The following is a 19,076-nucleotide window of genomic DNA, read 5'->3' on the forward strand; positions in this document are numbered from 1 at the left end:
TATCCTTTTCATGATAGCGCAAGAGTGCCTATATTTGCATAAAAAATTTTACTCTTGAGTAAAAAAATTGCACCTCAACTTTTTTCACAGTCTCTGCAACTCCAGAAACTGCGAAAATCTATTGCCGATCCCCAAATACATATCAGATTAAAAGGCCTTACCGGATCTGCCCTTTCCTTTGCGGTTAAAGAGGCATTCCACGATGCCGGGGCTCCCTTTCTATTGATCTTAAACGACAAGGAAGAAGCTGCCTACCATCTCAATGACCTCGAGCAACTGGTAGGAGAATCGGATGTGCTATTTTATCCTGGAAGCTATAGAAGACCCTATCAGATAGAGGAAACGGACAATGCCAATGTGTTGCTACGTGCTGAAGTTCTCAACCGTATCAATTCCAGAAAAAAGCCCGCAATTATTGTCACCTATCCTGACGCCCTGTTTGAAAAGGTGGTCACCCGAAAGGAGCTCGACAAGAATACCCTTAAAATAAAATTAGAGGACACCCTATCATTGGATTTCCTGAACGAAGTGCTCTTTGAGTACAAGTTCAAAAGGGTCGATTTTGTAACCGAACCTGGGGAATTTTCGGTAAGGGGTGGTATTGTGGATGTCTTTTCCTTTTCCCATGACGAGCCCTACCGCATTGAATTTTTTGGTGATGAGGTAGACAGTATTAGAACCTTTGATGTGGAGACGCAGCTATCTACGCTTAAGGTCAAAAAAATCACCATCATCCCCAATGTAGAAAACAAGTTTCTGGACGAGTCCAGGGAAAGTTTCCTAAAATATATATCCGCCAATACGGTGGTCTTTGCTAAAAACTTGGACCTTCTATTCGACCGTATGGACTCCCTTTTTGCCAAGGCAGAAGAAGCTTTTAAAACACTTTCGGAAGATATCAAACATGGGGAACCAAAGGAATTATTCGTAAGTTCCTCCTTTCTAAAAGAACAATTGAATGATTACAGTTTAATTGAGGTTGGCACCCAATTTAACAAGAACCTGAGATCAAGTCCACCTGAAATAATCACATTTAATACCAAACCACAACCCTCTTTCAACAAGAAATTTGATCTGTTGATTGAAAACCTCAACGATAATAATGACAAGGGATATAACAACTATATCTTTTGTGCCACGGACCAACAGGCCAAGCGCTTCCACGACATTTTTGATGAAGTAGGCAAACAGGTGCACTACCAGACAGTGGTATTCCCATTGTACCAAGGTTTTATAGACGATGATTTAAAAATAGTGATCTATACGGACCACCAAATATTTGAAAGATATCTAAAGTTCCACCTTAAAAATGGTTATGCCAAAAAACAGGCCATTACCCTCAAGGATCTCAACAAATTGGAAATTGGGGATTACGTAACCCATATAGACCATGGTATTGGGAAATTCGGAGGCCTACAGAAAATTGATGTTGAAGGCAAAAAGCAAGAGGCCATTAAACTGGTTTACGGAGAGCGGGATATCCTTTATGTGAGTATCCATTCCCTTCACAAAATTTCAAAGTTCAATGGCAAAGACGGCAAGGAACCCAAAATTTACAAATTGGGATCTGGGGCCTGGAAGAAGGTAAAGGAAAAGGCAAAATCACGCGTAAAACAAATCGCCTTCAACCTCATTAAAATTTATGCAAAGCGAAGGCTGGAAAAAGGATTTCAATATGCCCCGGACAGTTATCTACAGCACGAATTGGAAGCCTCGTTTATTTACGAGGACACCCCTGATCAGAGCAAATCTACAGAGGATATTAAAAGAGATATGGAAAGCGAACGTCCAATGGACCGCTTGGTATGCGGAGATGTAGGGTTTGGCAAAACAGAAGTGGCCATACGTGCCGCCTTTAAAGCGGTGGACAATGGCAAACAGGTCGCTGTACTGGTTCCTACCACCATTCTGGCATTTCAACATTTTAAGACCTTTAATGAACGATTAAAGGAAATGCCAGTAACTGTAGAATATCTGAACAGGTTCCGAACGGCAAAAGAAAAGAAAGACACCCTGGAACGGTTGGGGGAAGGGAAAGTGGATATTATCATAGGCACCCACCAATTGGTAAACAAAAAGGTACAGTTTAAAGATCTGGGTCTATTAATAGTTGATGAAGAACAAAAATTTGGAGTTGCCGTAAAGGACAAGCTTAAGTCCATCAAGGAAAATGTGGATGTGCTTACCCTTACAGCCACACCTATCCCTAGGACCCTACAGTTCAGTTTGATGGCGGCCAGGGATCTCTCGGTCATAAATACGGCTCCACCCAACAGATATCCAATAGAAAGTGAGGTCATCCGCTTTAATGAAGAAACGATTAGGGATGCGATCAGTTATGAGATACAACGAGGCGGACAAGTATTTTTCATTCATAACCGAATAGAGAACATCAAGGAAGTAGCTGGTATGATACAACGTCTGGTCCCAGATGCCAAAATTGGTATTGGCCATGGGCAATTGGACGGTAAAAAGTTGGAATCACTTATGCTGGCCTTTATGAACAATGAATTTGATGTACTTGTTTCCACAACCATTGTAGAAAGTGGGTTGGATGTATCCAATGCGAATACCATCTTCATTAATAACGCCAATAATTTTGGTTTGAGCGACCTGCATCAAATGCGAGGACGTGTGGGCCGAAGCAATAAAAAGGCCTTTTGTTATTTCATTACCCCTCCTTATGATGTGATGACAAATGATGCCCGTAAGCGCATCCAGGCGTTGGAACAATTCACCGATCTGGGCAGTGGTTTTAATATTGCCATGAAAGATTTGGAGATCAGGGGTGCCGGAGACCTTTTGGGAGGGGAACAAAGTGGATTTATCAATGATATTGGATTTGATGCTTACCAAAAAATCCTGAACGAAGCCATTGAGGAGCTGAAAGAAAACGAGTTTAAGGATTTGTATGAAGAAATCGGTGGAAACGCCAGGGAAAAAGTCTTTGTGAAAGACACCCAGATAGATGCCGATTTTGAGCTTCTTTTTCCAGATGACTATATCAATAACGTAACTGAACGTTTAAATCTATACACGGAGCTAAACGAAATAAAAGATGAAGCTGGACTCCATAAATTCGAAACTGAACTTGTAGACCGTTTTGGGGAGTTGCCCTCACAGGCCGAAGACCTTTTGAACTCCGTACGTATCAAATGGATTGCCAATAGTATAGGCCTTGAAAAAGTGGTCCTAAAACAGGGCAAGATGATCGGGTATTTTATTTCTGACCAGCAGTCGGCCTTTTACCGAAGCACCTCCTTTACCCAAGTACTTCAATTTGTGCAGACAAATGCCCATTTGTGCAAAATAAAGGAAAAACAAACCCGTGGCGGTCTTCGTCTATTGTTGGTTTTTGAAAATATAAAGTCCTTGGACAAAGCATTAAAAGCATTTCAACCTTTTGCAAAAACACCGGAACCTGTTTCCTAAAAACATCGAAGAATGTTGATATATAACACCTATTTCTTGGAACAGTTTTTGAACATTACAATATATGTATAAATCACTTCTATTTTTCTTTTTAATCGCAGGTACAAGCTTATGTGCCCAACATACCATTTCCGGTCCATTTTCACCTTCTGCAGATTTTAAATGGGTAATGGCCTATCAATTAAAACCTAGCAGCCAAGAATATGTGACAGCAGGTCCCGTAAAAAATGGAAATTTGGAGTTGGTAATGCCAAAAACGGCCGAAGCAGGTTTGTATAGAATGGTCTATGCCATACCTACTGATGAATTTTATTTTGATGTGATCTATAGCGGGAAGGAAGATATCCAACTTGCGTTTAATACCTCCAATGGAGTGTCCTTTACATCCTCCGAAGAAAATGGCACCTATCTGGCCTATCTTAAGGAGATAAATGCGGCAGAAAAAAAATTGGCTGATTATTATGCCAATGGACAAAAAGAAAAGGCAAAATTTAATGCGATCGTAAATGATTTAGAACAAACACAATATTCCTTTGAAACTAAATCCGAAGGGATGATCGCCCACAACTTTATCAAAGCCAATAGGCCATACATTCCATTACAACAGGAATCCCCCGAACAATATGAACTATCGAAAAAAGAACACTTTTTTGATGAATTGGATTTTAATAACCCAATCCTGCAAAGTTCAGGTTTTTTAATGGACAAGGCAGGAACCTTTGTTTTTTCATCGGCATCATCAAATTTAACGGAATTTGCGCAGGAGGAAGAAGTACAGGAAAATCTCAAAATTTTAAATACTAAAATTATAGGTGTAGATGCCTTATTTAAAGCAAGACTTTTTGAAAAATTATGGTTGGAGACCACCAAATTAAAAATGGGTACTAGTTCTGATCTTATCTACAACAACTATCTGCTTCCTTTATCCAAAACCAATGCGCAAAAAGAAATACGGGACATAACAGATAAAATTGAGCTCGACAATCGTCTGAGAATAGGAGCCATGGCACCGGAAATTCGTTGGAAAGATAAGGGAACAGACAGAAAACTGAGTGACCTTTCTGGAGCGCAGAACTACGTGGTGCTATTTTGGAGCAGCACCTGTTCCCATTGCTTAAAGGAGGTCCCTGAGTTATATACGGAATTGAAGGATTCTAAAAAAGCACAAGTGTTGGCCTTAGGCTTGGAGGATGACGACATATCATGGAAGGCCGAATCTGCAAAATTGACCGGCTTTACCCATGTCCTTGGCTTGGGAAAATGGGAAAATGAATATGTTTATCTTTATAATGTGCATCAAACCCCTACCTATTTTGTTTTGGACGCCCAAAAAAGAATAGTGGCCAAACCTTCTGATTTGGACGAATTACTATCCTTTTTAAAAAAATAGGAGCGGATTGATGCTACTAAAGGGCTTTTAAATCCTTAATCGTCTTAAAGGCTGTATCAACCTGCTCATCATTCACTATAATAGTAAATTCATTAGTGGTGGAAATGACCTCGAACAATACAATCCCTTCCCAAGCCAAGCGCTGGAAAATAAAGTAATAGATACCGGGTACGGATACGTTCTCCGCCGGCAATTTAACGGTAATGGAAGAAAGATTGGTTGCCTTTTGGGTACATTTTTCATTTTTGAACAGCTCCTGTACGGTATCGTCCAACAGGTTGCTGACCACAATGTTCATTTCATTGACGCCCCGTGAGGAAGTGTAAAAAACATCCTTATTTTTGTTGACTTCCTTTATTAATTGTGTCTGGTTGTCTAGAATTGATTCTGAAACCAAAAAAGTAAAATCGGTGAGGGAAGAACGCACGGTGATTTCTCCAATATTCTTAAGTACCTTGATTATTTTATGGGTTGCCCTAAATTCCAAATCATCAGAAAGCCTTTTTAAAGCCATAACAATAGCACCATTCCTGATATCCTTTCCCAATTCTTCTTCTATTTCCGGCCTAACAAGCCTAGAAAGGGAGGTGAGATTGATGATTCCTTGGGCGAGGGCACTTTGAAGGAAGGGCTTCTTTTTGATATACTCCTCTACGACAGATGAAATTGTTTTCATTTTAATGCAATGGTTTGGTTGTGCCTGCAAATATAACAATTTGTTACAAATAAAACAATTTCAATTTCACATAAAGTCGTCGTTTTGAATAAATTACAGTCGAAATCGTCCGTTCGCAAATTAATGCGCAAAATATAGGGTCAATAATTGTGAAATTCCTAGACTTAAAGGTTTTTCCAATAGTAGGAATATCAATACTTAAAAGCAACCATTTCCTATCAAGGTATAACCATCTCAAACACCCCGTAACTAATAGATTAAAAATGATAAAAAGCATCCTCAAGATGCTCCAAATTAAAGGTGCCTTGTTGTTTAAAAATGGTAATGATGTCGAAACGTACTGAAACATCCAGATCATTTTCCATCACATAGTGGTCAGCGGCCATAACCAGCAATTGCTTCTTTTTTGTAGTTACCGTTTCCGCAATATTGGCGATAAAATTGGTGCTTCTGGATTTGACCTCAATGATTGCCAAATCGGAGCCTTTCAAGGCTACAATATCAATTTCGGCTTTTAAATATCTGTAATTGCGGTATTTAATGGTATAGCCCTTGGCTATCAAATAATCGGTTGCAATTTGCTCGCCTACCTTTCCAAATTCGTTATGTTTCCCCATAATAAATTCTATATATGCTAAAATTAAGTGCAGTTGGTCGAAAATATACGCACTTCACCGTCTAAATAATTTTTATGCACGTAATTTAAATGCCGATTCAACGAATTTAGCTGATTACTAATACTATACAATAGCTTTTAAACGTTTATTAGTATCCCCAAAACTATGAACCTAGATAACAACGCCACAAACACCATGGAATTCTTTATTAATTGTAATACCTCCAGTTTAGCTACTTATACTGCACCTTTGGATAAGATGAAAGCTGCGCATTTGTACAGAAGACTGGGGTTTAGCGCTTCTTTTCAGACCATAGATCAGGCGGTAGGACAATCTGCAACAGCCTTAGTGGACAGTTTGATCAATGAGGCTGTAAACATGACACCTTTGACCGCACCAACTTGGGCAGATTGGAACAATAGTAACTATCCCGAGGATGACGATGCGCGTCGTGCCCTTCGAAATTCACAAATTGGAGAATGGAAATTGGCCTATGCCAATGGCCTAATCGACAACAACCTTAGAGACCGTCTCAGTTTTTTCTGGAGCAACCATTTTGTTACGGAATTGGATGTGTACGACTGTAATTCATTTTTGTATTATTATACCGACTGTCTACAGCGAAACGCTATTGGTAACTTTAAGACCTTTGTGCATGAAATTGGTCTTACCAATGCCATGTTGTTCTACTTGGATGGAGCTTATAATAATAGTAACCGACCCAATGAGAACTATGCCCGTGAACTCTATGAACTTTTTTCATTAGGGGAAGGCAATGGCTATTCGGAACAGGATATTATTGAAACCGCCAGAGCGTTGACCGGATATGTGGAAAGAGGTGAGATTGGGTGCACCCCAGTGACCTTCGACCCCACCAAACACGATACAGGGAGTAAGACCATTTTGGGGCAGACCGGAAACTGGGGATATGATGATGTGATCAATATTCTCTTCCAAGAAAGACCCAATGAAATAGCCCGTTATATTTGCACCAAACTATATGAGTTCTTTGTGCACCCAGATTCTAATGATGATGCGGGAAATGCGCAAACTATTATAGATGGCATGGCAACTACAATGGTCTCAAGTAACTTTGAGATTGCTCCAGTACTATCACAACTTTTCAAAAGCCAGCATTTTTTTGACGATGAAGCCATTGGGGTAATAATAAAAAGCCCTTATGATCTGTTCTTGAATTTGCTAAAAGAAACAGGTTTCTTCTATGATGATAGTGTCATGAGCCAAATTATTGAAACGACCAGAATGTTGAGTCAAGAGCTTTTTGACCCGGTGGATGTTGCCGGTTGGCAAAGGGACAGATCGTGGATCAATACTAATTTCATGATCGGGAGATGGCTCTCACTAGAATTTATGTTTGATGGCTTTTATGGTTACAATGCGGAACAGTTCCGTGCTTTTGCCGTGGCCGCTGTAGGCCCAGGTAATAGCGGCACCAGTAATCCCAGGATTGTGGTGGAGGCCATCGTGAACAAACTGACCCCAAAAGGTTTATTGACCGAGGCAGATTTCAACAATGCCCTTTCTGCATTTACAATAGAGGATGTTCCACAAGAATACTACGGTTCAGATTATATAGAAGGAGGTTTAGGTCTTTGGATGTTGGACATCAGCCCGGAGGTACCCTACCAAGTTTATCTTCTGTTACAACACCTAGCCAGACAACCAGAATTCCAATTAAAATAAAACCTACGACCATGTGCAATAATATACATATCCCTATAAATCACCATAACGATAAAGACGGTCACGACCATGAACACAAATTTTGGAGTAGACGTTCCTTTATGCAGGCCCTGGGAATTGCAGGATCGGGTTCTATGATGTTGGGAAGTAATTTTCTTACGGCCTCTGCCCCTTCGCCGTTGACGGCGGCCATAAATATGGCGGAAACGGACAATATTCTTATCCTTATTAGACTATCTGGTGGAAACGATGGACTAAGTACAGTCATCCCCATTGAACAATACGATGCCTATGCGAATGCAAGGCCGAATATCTACATTCCTGAAAGCAAGATTTTAAAGCTTACTGATGAATTTGGTGTGCCTTCCTATATGAGGTCCTTGCAGCCAATGTGGGCAGACGGACAGTTTAAGGCTGTTCACGGGGTAGGATATGAAGGACAGAGTCTCTCCCATTTTACAGGCTCCGATATCTTTGCCAATACCGATTTGACCACCACTGGTTTTAGTGGGCTGAATACGGGATGGATGGGTCGTCATTTTGAAAACATCTATCCAGATTATCTGGTCAACCCACCAGAATCCCCAGCGGCCATACAAATTGGTCAGTTTGGTAGTTTGGTATTCCAAGGGGAAGAGACCAACTACGCCTTTGTCACCAATAACATTGATCAATTGGAGCAAATTGCGGAAACAGGACAACAATACAGCCTGGATGATACCCTATTTAATGACTGTATGTATGGAGACCAACTGAAATTCCTTAGGGGAGTAGCAAATACCACCTATGAATATTCAGGTAAAATCCATGCAGCCTATGAAAGGGGACAAAATCAGGTAGAATACCAAAACAATGGCTTTGCCCGTCAATTGGCCCTTTTGGCCCGCTTGATAAAGGGAAATTTGGGCACCAAAGTATATATGATCTCCATGGGTGGATTTGATACCCACGGAAACCAGCCTTTGGCACATGAAAGGTTAATGACCAACCTATCCGTTGCGATTGATAATTTCTACGATGATTTGGGCTTCACCCAACAAGACGATAAAGTATTGAGTATGACCTTCTCAGAGTTCGGAAGAAGGATCTTTGAAAATGGTTCCAATGGAACCGATCATGGCAAGGCAGCTCCTACCCTATTTTTTGGGTCTGGACTAAATGGCAGTGCCTTTGTTGGTGACCACCCTACCCTGGACAATCCAGATGGGCGGGGGAATTTGGAATATACGATGGACTTTAGGGACCTATATGCCACTGTTTTGGCAGAATGGCTTTGTGTCCCCATTCCTTTGGTGGAACAGCACTTGTTGAACCACCCCTATGCCCCGGTAAACCTTGGTTTTAATTGTAGCGGAGTGGAATTCCCGGACGTCGTTTATAGTGATGGTGAACCAACACTACCAACACCCGTTGGAGAAGATCCAACCCCAGAATTGCTGAACGCTATTGTTCACAAACCTTTTTATCCTACCAAAGAGGCCCCACATATCTATTTGGAAATGCCTTTTAGTGCCCATGTGGACATCCAATTGTACAATATCCTTGGCCAGAACCTAGGTACTGTATTCAATGAAATGATGTTTGAAGGGTCTACCGAAATAAATATTAGAGAACGTATGTCCCTATCTTTGGCAGCTGGTAAATACATTTACAGAATACAAGTACAGGACCAAAAGATGAGTAAATCTGTCATGGTCGTATAAACTACCCCTACTTATGAAAAAGGCCTTTTGCCAAATGTAATTTCGTGATAGAACGTGATAGCAGGCAGAAGGCCTTTCTTTTTTGAACTATTGTAGGTTACGGCCTGACAAAAATCTTTATTTTTGTGCCCAAATTCATATTTGATGTCTCAGAATCAAGAAAGTCCATCTAGATATACCATTACCGCAGCCCTACCCTATACCAACGGCCCCATTCATATCGGCCATTTGGCTGGGGTTTATGTGCCTGCGGATATATATTCCCGCTACCTCCGTTTAACAGGAAAGGACATAGCCTTTGTTTGTGGAAGTGACGAGCATGGGGTGGCCATTTCCATGAAGGCGAAAAAAGAAGGGGTTACCCCTCAGGAAATTATTGATAAATATCACGGGATCATCAAACAATCTTTCGAAGATTTTGGGATCTCCTTTGATAATTACTCGAGGACATCTGCAAAAGTACATCACGATACCGCATCGGAATTCTTTCAGACTCTCTACAAAAAAGGGGATTTTATCGAAGAGGTTACCGAACAATTGTACGATGCCGAAGCCAAACAATTTTTGGCGGACCGCTTTGTAACCGGAACCTGTCCCAAATGTGGGCATGAAGAGGCCTATGGTGACCAATGTGAGAACTGTGGATCTACCTTGAATGCTACAGATCTTATCAATCCCAAATCCACGATATCTGGGGGAGTGCCCACCATGAAAGAAACCAAACACTGGTTTTTGCCTTTGGACAGGTATGAGGACTTCCTAAAGGAATGGATTTTGGAGGATCATAAAGGTGATTGGAAACCCAATGTTTATGGGCAATGTAAATCCTGGATCGACGATGGCTTGAAACCAAGAGCCGTAACCCGAGATCTGGATTGGGGGATTCCAGTTCCCGTGGAAGGTGGTGAAGGCAAGGTGCTTTATGTCTGGTTCGATGCCCCTATCGGCTATATTTCATCCACCAAGGAATGGGCCGCAAGGGAAGGAAAGGACTGGGAGCCATATTGGAAGGCAAAGGATACCAAAATGGTTCATTTTATAGGAAAGGACAATATAGTTTTCCATTGCATCATTTTCCCTTCCATGTTAAAGGCACACGGAGATTACATCCTGCCGGAAAATGTCCCTGCCAACGAGTTTTTGAATTTGGAGGGCAACAAGTTATCCACCTCTAAAAACTGGGCCGTCTGGTTACATGAGTATCTGGTAGATTTCCCAGATATGCAGGACGTATTGCGCTATACCCTTACCGCCAATGCACCAGAGACCAAGGACAACGATTTTACCTGGAAAGACCTTCAGGCCAAAAACAATAATGAACTGGTTGCCATATTTGGTAATTTCATCAACCGCGTTGTGGTTTTGACCAATAAATATTATGAAGGGGTGGTTCCCAATCCATCAACTTTTACAGATGTGGATAAGGAAACTTTGGCCGAACTGCAAAAATATCCATCCATCCTGTCGAGTTCCATTGAACGCTACCGTTTCCGTGAAGCCAGTCAGGAACTAATGAACCTGGCGCGTTTAGGGAATAAGTACCTGGCAGATGAAGAGCCTTGGAAAGTAATCAAACAAGATGAAGAAAGGGTTCAGACCATTATGTACGTTGCCCTTCAGATTGCATCTGCCTTGGCTATTCTAAGTGAACCGTTCTTGCCTTTTACGGCCAAAAAGCTAAAAAATATGTTGGCCATTGATACAGATTTGGAGTGGAAGGATGTAGGGACCAAAGAAGATCTTTTACCGGGCGGTCACCAAATCAACAAAGGGGAACTATTGTTCAGTAAAATAGAGGACGAAACCATACAAAAGCAATTGGACAAATTGGAAGCTACAAAAAAAGCGAACGAGCAGATGAACAAGGAAGCGACACCACAAAAAGACACGATCACCTTTGACGATTTTACAAAATTGGATATGCGTGTGGGCACCATCATAGAAGCAGAAAAAATGCCGAAGGCCAAGAAATTATTGGTATTGAAAGTGGATACCGGCTTGGACGTGCGTACCATTGTTTCAGGAATAGCCGAAAGCTTTACCCCTGAGGAGATCATAGGAAAAAAAGTAACCGTTTTGGTTAATTTGGCCCCAAGAGCCCTTAGAGGTGTGGATAGTGAGGGCATGATCCTGATGACCGAAAATACAGATGGAAAACTTGTTTTCGTTAACCCAGACACTGATGGTGTCAGTAATGGAGAGACTATCAATTAGTATTTTTTGTCTCCTCGAGCGCAGTCGAGAGGTATTCAGGAGGTGTCGACTGTGCTTGACCTGACAAAACTAAATGAAGTCCAGTTTTGTTATGGCAAAAAGGCTTGACTTGACAAACCTTAAAGCATAAAAAGTTGGGGATGTCCCCTCGAGCGCAGTCGAGAGGTCTATCGGTTACTCTTAATTCAAATACATGAAACTCTATTTTGTCTACATTTTGCTATGTTCAGATGGGTTAACCTATACCGGAATCACAAATGATTTGGCGAGAAGAATAATGGAACATGAAAATGGAATGAACAATTTCAGTTTTACTTTTAAACGAAGACCCGTTAGATTAATTTTTCAACAAGAATTCAATAAGGTTGAACAAGCCATTCATTTTGAGAAAAAAATAAAGAAATGGAGCGCAAAAAAGAAATTGGCATTGGCATCTGGAGAATTTGATTTGTTACAAATTTTAGCTGAATCCAGAAATGCTACCCATTCCGATTACAACCCAGATGAGCAAAATCAAGGTCTCAACTCCGCTCTACCTGACAAAACCAAATGAAGTCCAGTTTTGTTATGGCAAAAAGGCTTGACTCGACAAAGCTTAAAGCATTAAAAGTTGAGGATGTCCCCTCGAGCGCAGTCGAGAGGTATTCAGGAGGTCTCGACTGCGCTCGACCTGACAAAACTAAATCAAGTCCCTGTTTAAGAGAGGATGTAAAGCACAACCCATAGGCCAATCAAAAAAGAAGCTCGTAAATTTTTGCCAACATTCACATTTTTCAAACATCACTTATTATCTTGCTGCTTAATATAAAACATACGTCCCCTCGAGCGCAGTCGAGAGGTCTTTATAGCGAAAAGGTCACGACTGCGCTCGAACCGACAAATTAAAATAGTATGCTACTGATCCCCTACATTGCCAAACACACCCAACTGCCTATAAAAAGTATAGAAAACACGGTTGCCCTCTTAAATGAGGACTGCACCGTGCCTTTTATATCCCGCTACCGAAAGGAACGTACCGGAAACCTGGACGAGGTACAGATTGGGGATATTGTTACGTTCAAGGCACAATATGAAGCGTTGGAAAAACGTAAAAAGGCCATTCTGAAAGCCTTGGAGGAGCAGGAAGTGTTGACCCCTGAACTCAAAAAAACCATTGAGGCCACAGATGACCTTGTGACCTTGGAGGACATCTACCTGCCCTTTAAAAAGAGTAGAAAGACCAAAGCAGAAACCGCGAGGAAAAATGGCTTGGAGCCGTTGGCAAAAATTATCATGGCCCAAAACGCAGCGGAAGTAGAATATATCGCCTCCCAATATGTAAGCAAGGATGTCCCAAACGAGGATGACGCACTTGAAGGTGCAAGACACATCATCTCTGAGTGGATCAATGAGCGTCTGGACATAAGAAACCAAATCAGAAATCAGCTGGAGAAATTTGCGCAGATCACCACCAAAGTGATCGGCACAAAGAAAGAGGATGAAAAGGCGCAGAAGTTTCGGGATTATTTTGATTGGAGCGAATCCCTAAGCAGATGTCCCTCACATCGACTTTTGGCCATTCTAAGGGCCGAAAACGAGGGGTTTATCAGGGTGAAAATTGAAATTGATGACGACAAGGCCATCTCTAAAATAGAGGACCGAATCATTAAAACCAACAATTCCTGTTCGGAACAAATTAAATTGGCGGTACAAGATGCTTACAAGCGACTTCTTTTGCCTTCCCTATCCAATGAAACCCTAAAATTGGCCAAAGAAAAAGCAGACGAAGCGGCCATTGGTGTTTTCTCCAAAAACCTAAAGCAATTATTGTTGGGCTCACCCCTAGGGGAAAAGAGGATCTTGGCCATCGACCCTGGATTTAGAACAGGCTGCAAAGTGGTTTGCCTAAGTGCCCAGGGAGATCTGGAGCACAATGAGACCATCTACCCCCATGCCCCTCAAAATGACACCTCTGGGGCCATTAAAAAGATCAGTTCATTAACGGATGCTTATAAAATCGAGGCTATTGCCATTGGCAATGGAACGGCCTCCAGAGAAACGGAGCAGCTCATCAAACGCATCCAATTTAAAAATCCCATAGAAGTCTTTGTGGTCAGTGAAGCGGGAGCTTCTATCTATTCGGCTTCCAAAATTGCCCGGGATGAATTTCCCAACTACGATGTGACCGTTAGGGGCGCAGTCTCCATAGGGAGGCGCTTGGCAGATCCTTTGGCCGAACTGGTAAAGATAGATGCCAAATCAATAGGCGTGGGGCAGTACCAGCACGATGTGGACCAGACCAAACTTAAAAATTCCCTGGATACCGTTGTGGAAAGCTGCGTGAATTTTGTGGGGGTGAACATCAATACCGCCAGTATTTCCTTGTTGAGCTATGTATCCGGGATTGGACCAAAACTCGCAGAAAATATTGTCGCCTACAGAAATGAAAATGGACCGTTCCCGAGCAGGGCCGCCATAAAAAAGGTGCCGCGATTAGGGGAAAAGGCCTTTGAACAGGGAGCCGCCTTTCTGCGCATCAAAAACGCAAAAAATCCGTTGGATGATTCGGCCGTGCACCCAGAGAGTTACGCCATCGTGCAACAAATGACCAAGGACAAGGGGGTGGCCATATCGGACCTCATCGGTAACAAAAAAGAACTACAGACCATTGACTTAAATGCCTACACAACCGACACCATAGGCTTGCCCACACTTAAAGACATCATCCAAGAACTCGAAAAGCCTGGATTGGACCTGCGTGAAAAGGCCAAGGTATTCACCTTCAACCAGAATATAAAAACCATAACCGATGTAAGGGAAGGACAGTTGTTACCTGGAATCGTAAATAACATAACTAATTTTGGGTGCTTCGTGGATGTAGGAATCAAAGAAAGCGGCCTTATCCATATCTCCAACTTATCCGATACTTTTGTGAAAGATGTCAACGAACACGTAAGTCTACACCAACAGGTTATCGTTAAGGTATTGGAGGTGGATGTTGCCCGTAAAAGAATACAATTGGCATTGCACAAATAACTATTATAGTATTCCTTCGTTTTACCATATGTTTAAAATAGCACATCATCCAATTTATACCCATCCCCTTCCAAAAGGACATCGGTTCCCTATGGAGAAATATGAACTTCTGCCCCAACAATTGATTCTGGAAGGCACCTGTTCCCCCTCAGATTTCTTTGAACCCGATATTCCCAATGACAAATATATAGTGGCTGTTCATGATCCAGATTATTTTTATGACCTGCTCAATATGAAAATCCCCCCAAGGGAAGCCAGGAAAATAGGGTTTCCGGTGAATGAAGACCTTGTGTTACGGGAGCAGATCATAGCAGACGGAACCATGAAGGGAAGTGAGTATGCCTTAGCGCATGGTATTGCCATGAATATTGCCGGAGGAACGCATCACGCCTATACGGATCGCGGAGAAGCATTTTGTATGCTCAACGATCAGGCTATCGGTGCCCGCTATCTACAGGCCAAGGGCCTGGCAAAAAAAATATTGATTGTGGACTTGGACGTGCACCAAGGGAATGGAACCGCAGAAATTTTCAAGGATGACCCATCTGTCTTTACCTTTTCCATGCACGGGGAAGGAAATTATCCTTTTCGCAAAGAAAAATCCGACTTGGATATCGCCCTGAAGAAAGGTATAAAGGACAAAGAATATTTATCCCTATTGAAGGACATCCTACCCAAATTGATCAAAGATGTTAAGCCCGATTTTATCTTTTACCTATGCGGGGTTGATATTCTTGAAACGGACAAATTGGGCACCTTGGCACTTACTTTGGAAGGATGTAAAAAACGGGACCTTTTTGTTTTAGAAACCTGTAAAAAAAATCAGATTGCTGTTCAGTGTTCCATGGGGGGTGGGTATTCTCCCGACCTTAAAATTATCCTTGAAGCCCATGCGAACACTTTTCGTGTGGCAAAAGAACTGTACTTTTAAACTAAAAAGAAGCTTTTGAGTATGAAGAATATTTTTATTTTGACCTTATTTCTGTCCTCCTTGCATCTGATCGGACAAGAGATGGATACCTCTTCCGAAGAAAGGAGATGGAACATGTTCACCTATGATATGGGCACTATCATTAAAGGAATAGGGCATTCTTATTCTAGACCACTACATTGGGAAGGAAGACAGTGGCTTACCTTTGGTAGTGTAGTTGGAGGAACGGGAGCATTGTACCTTATTGATGACGATACCTCAAGATTTTTTAGGGATCGCCAGCAAGATGTTCCCAAATTCTTAAGGGAATATGGCGAATTCTACGGCAATCCAGAAAACAATTATATGGCCACAGCGGGAGTTTATCTTACAGGATTGGCGCTGAAAAATGAAAAGCTGAGAAGAACAGGGGTTTTACTGATTGCTTCGGCATCCTCTTCAGGGCTATTGCAACAGGTATTAAAATCTGTAGTAGGGAGAGCACGTCCTGTAGCCGACTTGGGCAAGGATACCTTTGACCCATTTAACTCTAGTAGAAATTTCCATTCTTTCCCTTCAGGACACACCATGCTGGCCTTTACCAATGCCTATGCCATTGCCAAGCAATTTAAGAGCCCTTGGATTAAGGCAGGAATATATTCCGTAGGACTTATCCCTGGAATCTCCAGAATCTGGGACGGACAACATTGGCTTAGTGATGTAGCCGTAAGTGTGGCCATCAGTATTTTTACGGTAGAATCCATAGACCGCTATTTAGACTCCAAATATGATGAAAAATACAACGACCAAACAAAGGATATCAGTTGGGACCTTAATTTTGGTCCAGGAACAATGGGCGTTACCCTACGCTTTTAAGGCAAATTTTAACACTACTCCTTATTTGGATTGATTCAAAATAAGTAATTTTGTCTTTCATTGATCAAGCAAAACAGATTGGGAAAAAGCAAGACCGAAAAGGAAGAAAAAAAACGAAAGAAAGCGCTAAAAAAAGAGCAAAAAGCCCTTCTTAAAGCTTTGGCACCAAAAGGTTGCAAAACCAAATGTTGCGAAAAATATAAAAAGTCAGAGGACAAAAGATGTAAGCGCTGCCCCTGTTTTGATTTAATAAAAGAACGGGCGGCATAAAAACAAAAACACCGCCAATTGACGGTGTTTTTTCTTCTTTTCTTTTTCTTTACAATCCAATTCCCAATCGGACCCTGGGTGCACCAACCCTAACTCCTGTGCTAATAGTACTCCTTCTGGGGGAACTCCTATAATACCTCGGGGAACTATAGTAATGGTCGGCATAATAGTAGAAGTGTGCACTATGGTGATGGTGGTGGCAATGCTCGGCATGCTCTTCATAGGCATCCCTTTTGCCTTTCATATAGGCCTTATAGGCCTTTTTATCCCTTTTCTTTAATCCTTTCTCATAGGCCTGTTGGTCTTCCCAAAATTCTTCCGCCTCTTCTTCATTCTCCGCTCTCAATTCTTGTTCATACTGGGCATCCTGTTGAGCCCTTTGCTCATAATAGGACAATTTTTGTTCCTCATTTACTTCTCCTTGCTGCGCAAAGGTGGAAAATGAACCTATGAACAATCCTATGGCCAATAACGTCTGTATCTGTTTCATATCAAAAAATTAAAATTCTTCTTTATTAATATTGTGCTTCTATTAGAATAACAACCAACAAAGAAAAAACCCTACTTGAAAAAACCATAGCGATTTATCTTTTTTAACTAGATAACTAAATTACTATCTTAGTGAATTCAACTTTTAACAAACCAATATCCATGAAAAAAAGTTTACCATTCCTAGTAGTGCTTTTTATGCTACAGGGCATCATCGCCTTTGCCCAGACCACACAAGAAATTGTCGATAAAATAGTAAAAGAGGCCAATGAAAATTCTCAATTGGAGCCTTTGGCCCATGAACTTATGGATGTCATCGGCCCTCGTTTGGTGGGTACCCCACAAATGAAAAAAGCCCATGATTGGGCAGTTCAAAAATACGCCCAATGGGGCATTGCCGCCGAAAATGAAAAATGGGGGCAATGGCGCGGATGGGAACGCGGTATTACCCATGTAGATCTTGTTTCCCCAAGGGTAGTGAGCCTAAGTGGCATGCAATTGGCCTGGAGTCCAAGTACCCCAAAGAAAGGCCTTACTGCAGGCATGATGATTATTCCTGATGTAGCCGACTCGTTGGCCTTTCAAAAATGGTTGCCCAATGTGAAGGGAAAATTTGTAATGGTCTCCATGATGGAGCCTACCGGTAGGCCCGATTATAATTGGAAAGAGTATGCTACTGAGGAGTCTTTTGAAAAAATGAAGCAAGACAGGAATTCCCTGAACGAAGCATGGAGAGAACGCTATAAAAAAACAGGATATACCACTAGAAACATCAATGAGGCCTTGGAGGCTGCTGGGGCAATTGGAATCCTCCAATCCCGTTGGTCAGAAGGTTTTGGCGCCAATAAAATATTCGGTGCGAACACCAAGAAGATTCCGGTTGTGGATCTTTCCCTGGAAGATTACGGCCTTTTGTACCGAATGGTGGAACATGGCGAACAACCCATGATTAAAGTGATGGCCGAGTCCAAGGAATTGGGGACCGTGCCCACCTTTAATACCATTGCTACCATCCCAGGGACGGAATTACCCAATGAGTACATCATCCTTTCTGCCCATTTCGATTCTTGGGACGGAGCTACTGGGGCTACGGACAATGGTACAGGGACCATTACCATGATGGAAGCAGCCCGTATCCTTAAAAAAATCTATCCCAACCCAAAACGCACCATTATTGTAGGGCATTGGGGCAGTGAGGAACAAGGGTTGAACGGGTCCCGTGCCTTTGTGGAAGACCATCCCGAAATCGTTGAAGGATTGCAGGCCTTGTTCAACCAGGACAATGGAACGGGAAGGGTGGTTCGAATTTCTGGCCAAGGCTTTTTAAATTCTTATGATTATATGGGCCGTTGGTTGGAAGCTGCACCGGAGTCCATCACAAAACAAATTGAAACTACCTTTCCAGGTACTCCCGCAGGAGGAGGTTCTGATTACGCCTCTTTTGTGGCTGCCGGTGCCCCTGCATTTTCTTTGAGCTCATTGAATTGGAGCTATTTTGATTATACCTGGCATACCAATTTGGATACCTATGATAAAATTGTGTTTGACGATGTGAGGAACAATGCCATATTGACCGCCATCTTGGCCTATATGGCCAGTGAGGACCCTGATAGGACTTCTAGGGAAAAGGCGGTACTGCATACCAATCCAAGAACTGGGGAACAAAGAGAATGGCCTTCAATGAGATCACCAAATCGTGACGGAGGAAAAAACGAATAACCACTGACAACTACCAATAAAAAAGCCCCACAAGGAGAAGATCCATTGTGGGGCTTTTATT

General features: G+C 42.0%; 13 protein-coding genes. 10 read left to right on the forward strand and 3 right to left on the reverse strand.

Annotation, left to right across the window (positions count from 1 at the left end):
- Nucleotides 1-54: 54 nt before the first annotated feature.
- Both mfd and SB49_RS10485 read left to right on the forward strand, forming a co-directional pair.
- Nucleotides 55-3,432, forward strand: coding sequence for a transcription-repair coupling factor (gene mfd, locus SB49_RS10480; RefSeq protein WP_062056346.1), 3,378 nt, complete (start codon nt 55-57; stop codon nt 3,430-3,432).
- A gap of 64 nt (nt 3,433-3,496) precedes the next feature.
- Nucleotides 3,497-4,822 carry a TlpA family protein disulfide reductase gene (locus SB49_RS10485; protein WP_062056348.1) on the forward strand — a complete coding sequence of 442 codons (1,326 nt, stop codon included), beginning with the start codon at nt 3,497-3,499 and terminating at the stop codon, nt 4,820-4,822.
- Nucleotides 4,823-4,838: 16 nt separating this feature from the next.
- Here the strand turns inward: SB49_RS10485 and SB49_RS10490 are convergent, their stop codons facing one another.
- Both SB49_RS10490 and SB49_RS10495 read right to left on the reverse strand, forming a co-directional pair.
- Nucleotides 4,839-5,498, reverse strand: a complete 660-nt coding sequence (locus SB49_RS10490; protein ID WP_062056350.1) for an aspartate kinase — start codon at nt 5,496-5,498, stop codon at nt 4,839-4,841.
- A gap of 257 nt (nt 5,499-5,755) precedes the next feature.
- Nucleotides 5,756-6,115, reverse strand: a complete 360-nt coding sequence (locus SB49_RS10495) for a YraN family protein (RefSeq protein WP_062056352.1) — start codon at nt 6,113-6,115, stop codon at nt 5,756-5,758.
- Between the two features lie 165 nt (nt 6,116-6,280).
- On the opposite strand from SB49_RS10495, the gene SB49_RS10500 reads away from it, so the two are divergent.
- The 7 genes from SB49_RS10500 to SB49_RS10530 all read left to right on the forward strand — a co-directional run bounded on the left by SB49_RS10500 (nt 6,281) and on the right by SB49_RS10530 (nt 16,537).
- Entirely contained in the window at nt 6,281-7,819 is a 1,539-nt protein-coding gene (locus SB49_RS10500; protein WP_335337875.1) for a DUF1800 domain-containing protein, read from the forward strand.
- Between the two features lie 11 nt (nt 7,820-7,830).
- Nucleotides 7,831-9,522, forward strand: a complete 1,692-nt coding sequence (locus SB49_RS10505) for a DUF1501 domain-containing protein (protein WP_062056354.1) — start codon at nt 7,831-7,833, stop codon at nt 9,520-9,522.
- A gap of 144 nt (nt 9,523-9,666) precedes the next feature.
- On the forward strand, nt 9,667-11,736 hold the full coding sequence (gene metG / locus SB49_RS10510) for a methionine--tRNA ligase (RefSeq protein WP_062056356.1): 2,070 nt from the start codon (nt 9,667-9,669) through the stop codon (nt 11,734-11,736).
- A gap of 193 nt (nt 11,737-11,929) precedes the next feature.
- Nucleotides 11,930-12,289 carry a GIY-YIG nuclease family protein gene (locus SB49_RS10515; protein ID WP_062056358.1) on the forward strand — a complete coding sequence of 120 codons (360 nt, stop codon included), beginning with the start codon at nt 11,930-11,932 and terminating at the stop codon, nt 12,287-12,289.
- A 338-nt stretch (nt 12,290-12,627) separates the two neighbouring features.
- The gene (locus tag SB49_RS10520) at nt 12,628-14,751 is read left to right on the forward strand and encodes a Tex family protein (RefSeq protein WP_062056360.1); all 2,124 of its coding nucleotides are present in this window, start codon (nt 12,628-12,630) and stop codon (nt 14,749-14,751) included.
- A 28-nt stretch (nt 14,752-14,779) separates the two neighbouring features.
- Nucleotides 14,780-15,682 carry a histone deacetylase family protein gene (locus tag SB49_RS10525; protein WP_062056362.1) on the forward strand — a complete coding sequence of 301 codons (903 nt, stop codon included), beginning with the start codon at nt 14,780-14,782 and terminating at the stop codon, nt 15,680-15,682.
- A gap of 21 nt (nt 15,683-15,703) precedes the next feature.
- Nucleotides 15,704-16,537: a phosphatase PAP2 family protein gene (locus SB49_RS10530; RefSeq protein ID WP_062056365.1), complete on the forward strand. Its 834-nt coding sequence runs from the start codon at nt 15,704-15,706 to the stop codon at nt 16,535-16,537.
- 319 nt (nt 16,538-16,856) lie between these two features.
- Here the strand turns inward: SB49_RS10530 and SB49_RS10540 are convergent, their stop codons facing one another.
- Nucleotides 16,857-17,297, reverse strand: a complete 441-nt coding sequence (locus tag SB49_RS10540; RefSeq protein WP_062056367.1) for a hypothetical protein — start codon at nt 17,295-17,297, stop codon at nt 16,857-16,859.
- Between the two features lie 161 nt (nt 17,298-17,458).
- Between SB49_RS10540 and SB49_RS10545 the strand changes: the two genes are divergently transcribed.
- Nucleotides 17,459-19,015: a M20/M25/M40 family metallo-hydrolase gene (locus tag SB49_RS10545; protein WP_062056369.1), complete on the forward strand. Its 1,557-nt coding sequence runs from the start codon at nt 17,459-17,461 to the stop codon at nt 19,013-19,015.
- Nucleotides 19,016-19,076 lie beyond the last annotated feature (61 nt).

Origin of the sequence: Sediminicola sp. YIK13 (assembly GCF_001430825.1) — a bacterium.
Classification (GTDB): domain Bacteria; phylum Bacteroidota; class Bacteroidia; order Flavobacteriales; family Flavobacteriaceae; genus Sediminicola.

Bases quoted from the DNA above. Each gene is read 5' to 3' on its own strand.
- SB49_RS10485 (WP_062056348.1), top strand. From the start codon at position 3,497: ATGTATAAATCACTTCTATTTTTCTTTTTAATCGCAGGTACAAGCTTA.
- SB49_RS10490 (WP_062056350.1), bottom strand. From the start codon at position 5,498: ATGAAAACAATTTCATCTGTCGTAGAGGAGTATATCAAAAAGAAGCCC.
- SB49_RS10495 (WP_062056352.1), bottom strand. From the start codon at position 6,115: ATGGGGAAACATAACGAATTTGGAAAGGTAGGCGAGCAAATTGCAACC.
- SB49_RS10500 (WP_335337875.1), top strand. From the start codon at position 6,281: ATGAACCTAGATAACAACGCCACAAACACCATGGAATTCTTTATTAAT.
- SB49_RS10505 (WP_062056354.1), top strand. From the start codon at position 7,831: ATGTGCAATAATATACATATCCCTATAAATCACCATAACGATAAAGAC.
- metG (WP_062056356.1), top strand. From the start codon at position 9,667: ATGTCTCAGAATCAAGAAAGTCCATCTAGATATACCATTACCGCAGCC.
- SB49_RS10515 (WP_062056358.1), top strand. From the start codon at position 11,930: ATGAAACTCTATTTTGTCTACATTTTGCTATGTTCAGATGGGTTAACC.
- SB49_RS10520 (WP_062056360.1), top strand. From the start codon at position 12,628: ATGCTACTGATCCCCTACATTGCCAAACACACCCAACTGCCTATAAAA.
- SB49_RS10525 (WP_062056362.1), top strand. From the start codon at position 14,780: ATGTTTAAAATAGCACATCATCCAATTTATACCCATCCCCTTCCAAAA.
- SB49_RS10530 (WP_062056365.1), top strand. From the start codon at position 15,704: ATGAAGAATATTTTTATTTTGACCTTATTTCTGTCCTCCTTGCATCTG.
- SB49_RS10540 (WP_062056367.1), bottom strand. From the start codon at position 17,297: ATGAAACAGATACAGACGTTATTGGCCATAGGATTGTTCATAGGTTCA.
- SB49_RS10545 (WP_062056369.1), top strand. From the start codon at position 17,459: ATGAAAAAAAGTTTACCATTCCTAGTAGTGCTTTTTATGCTACAGGGC.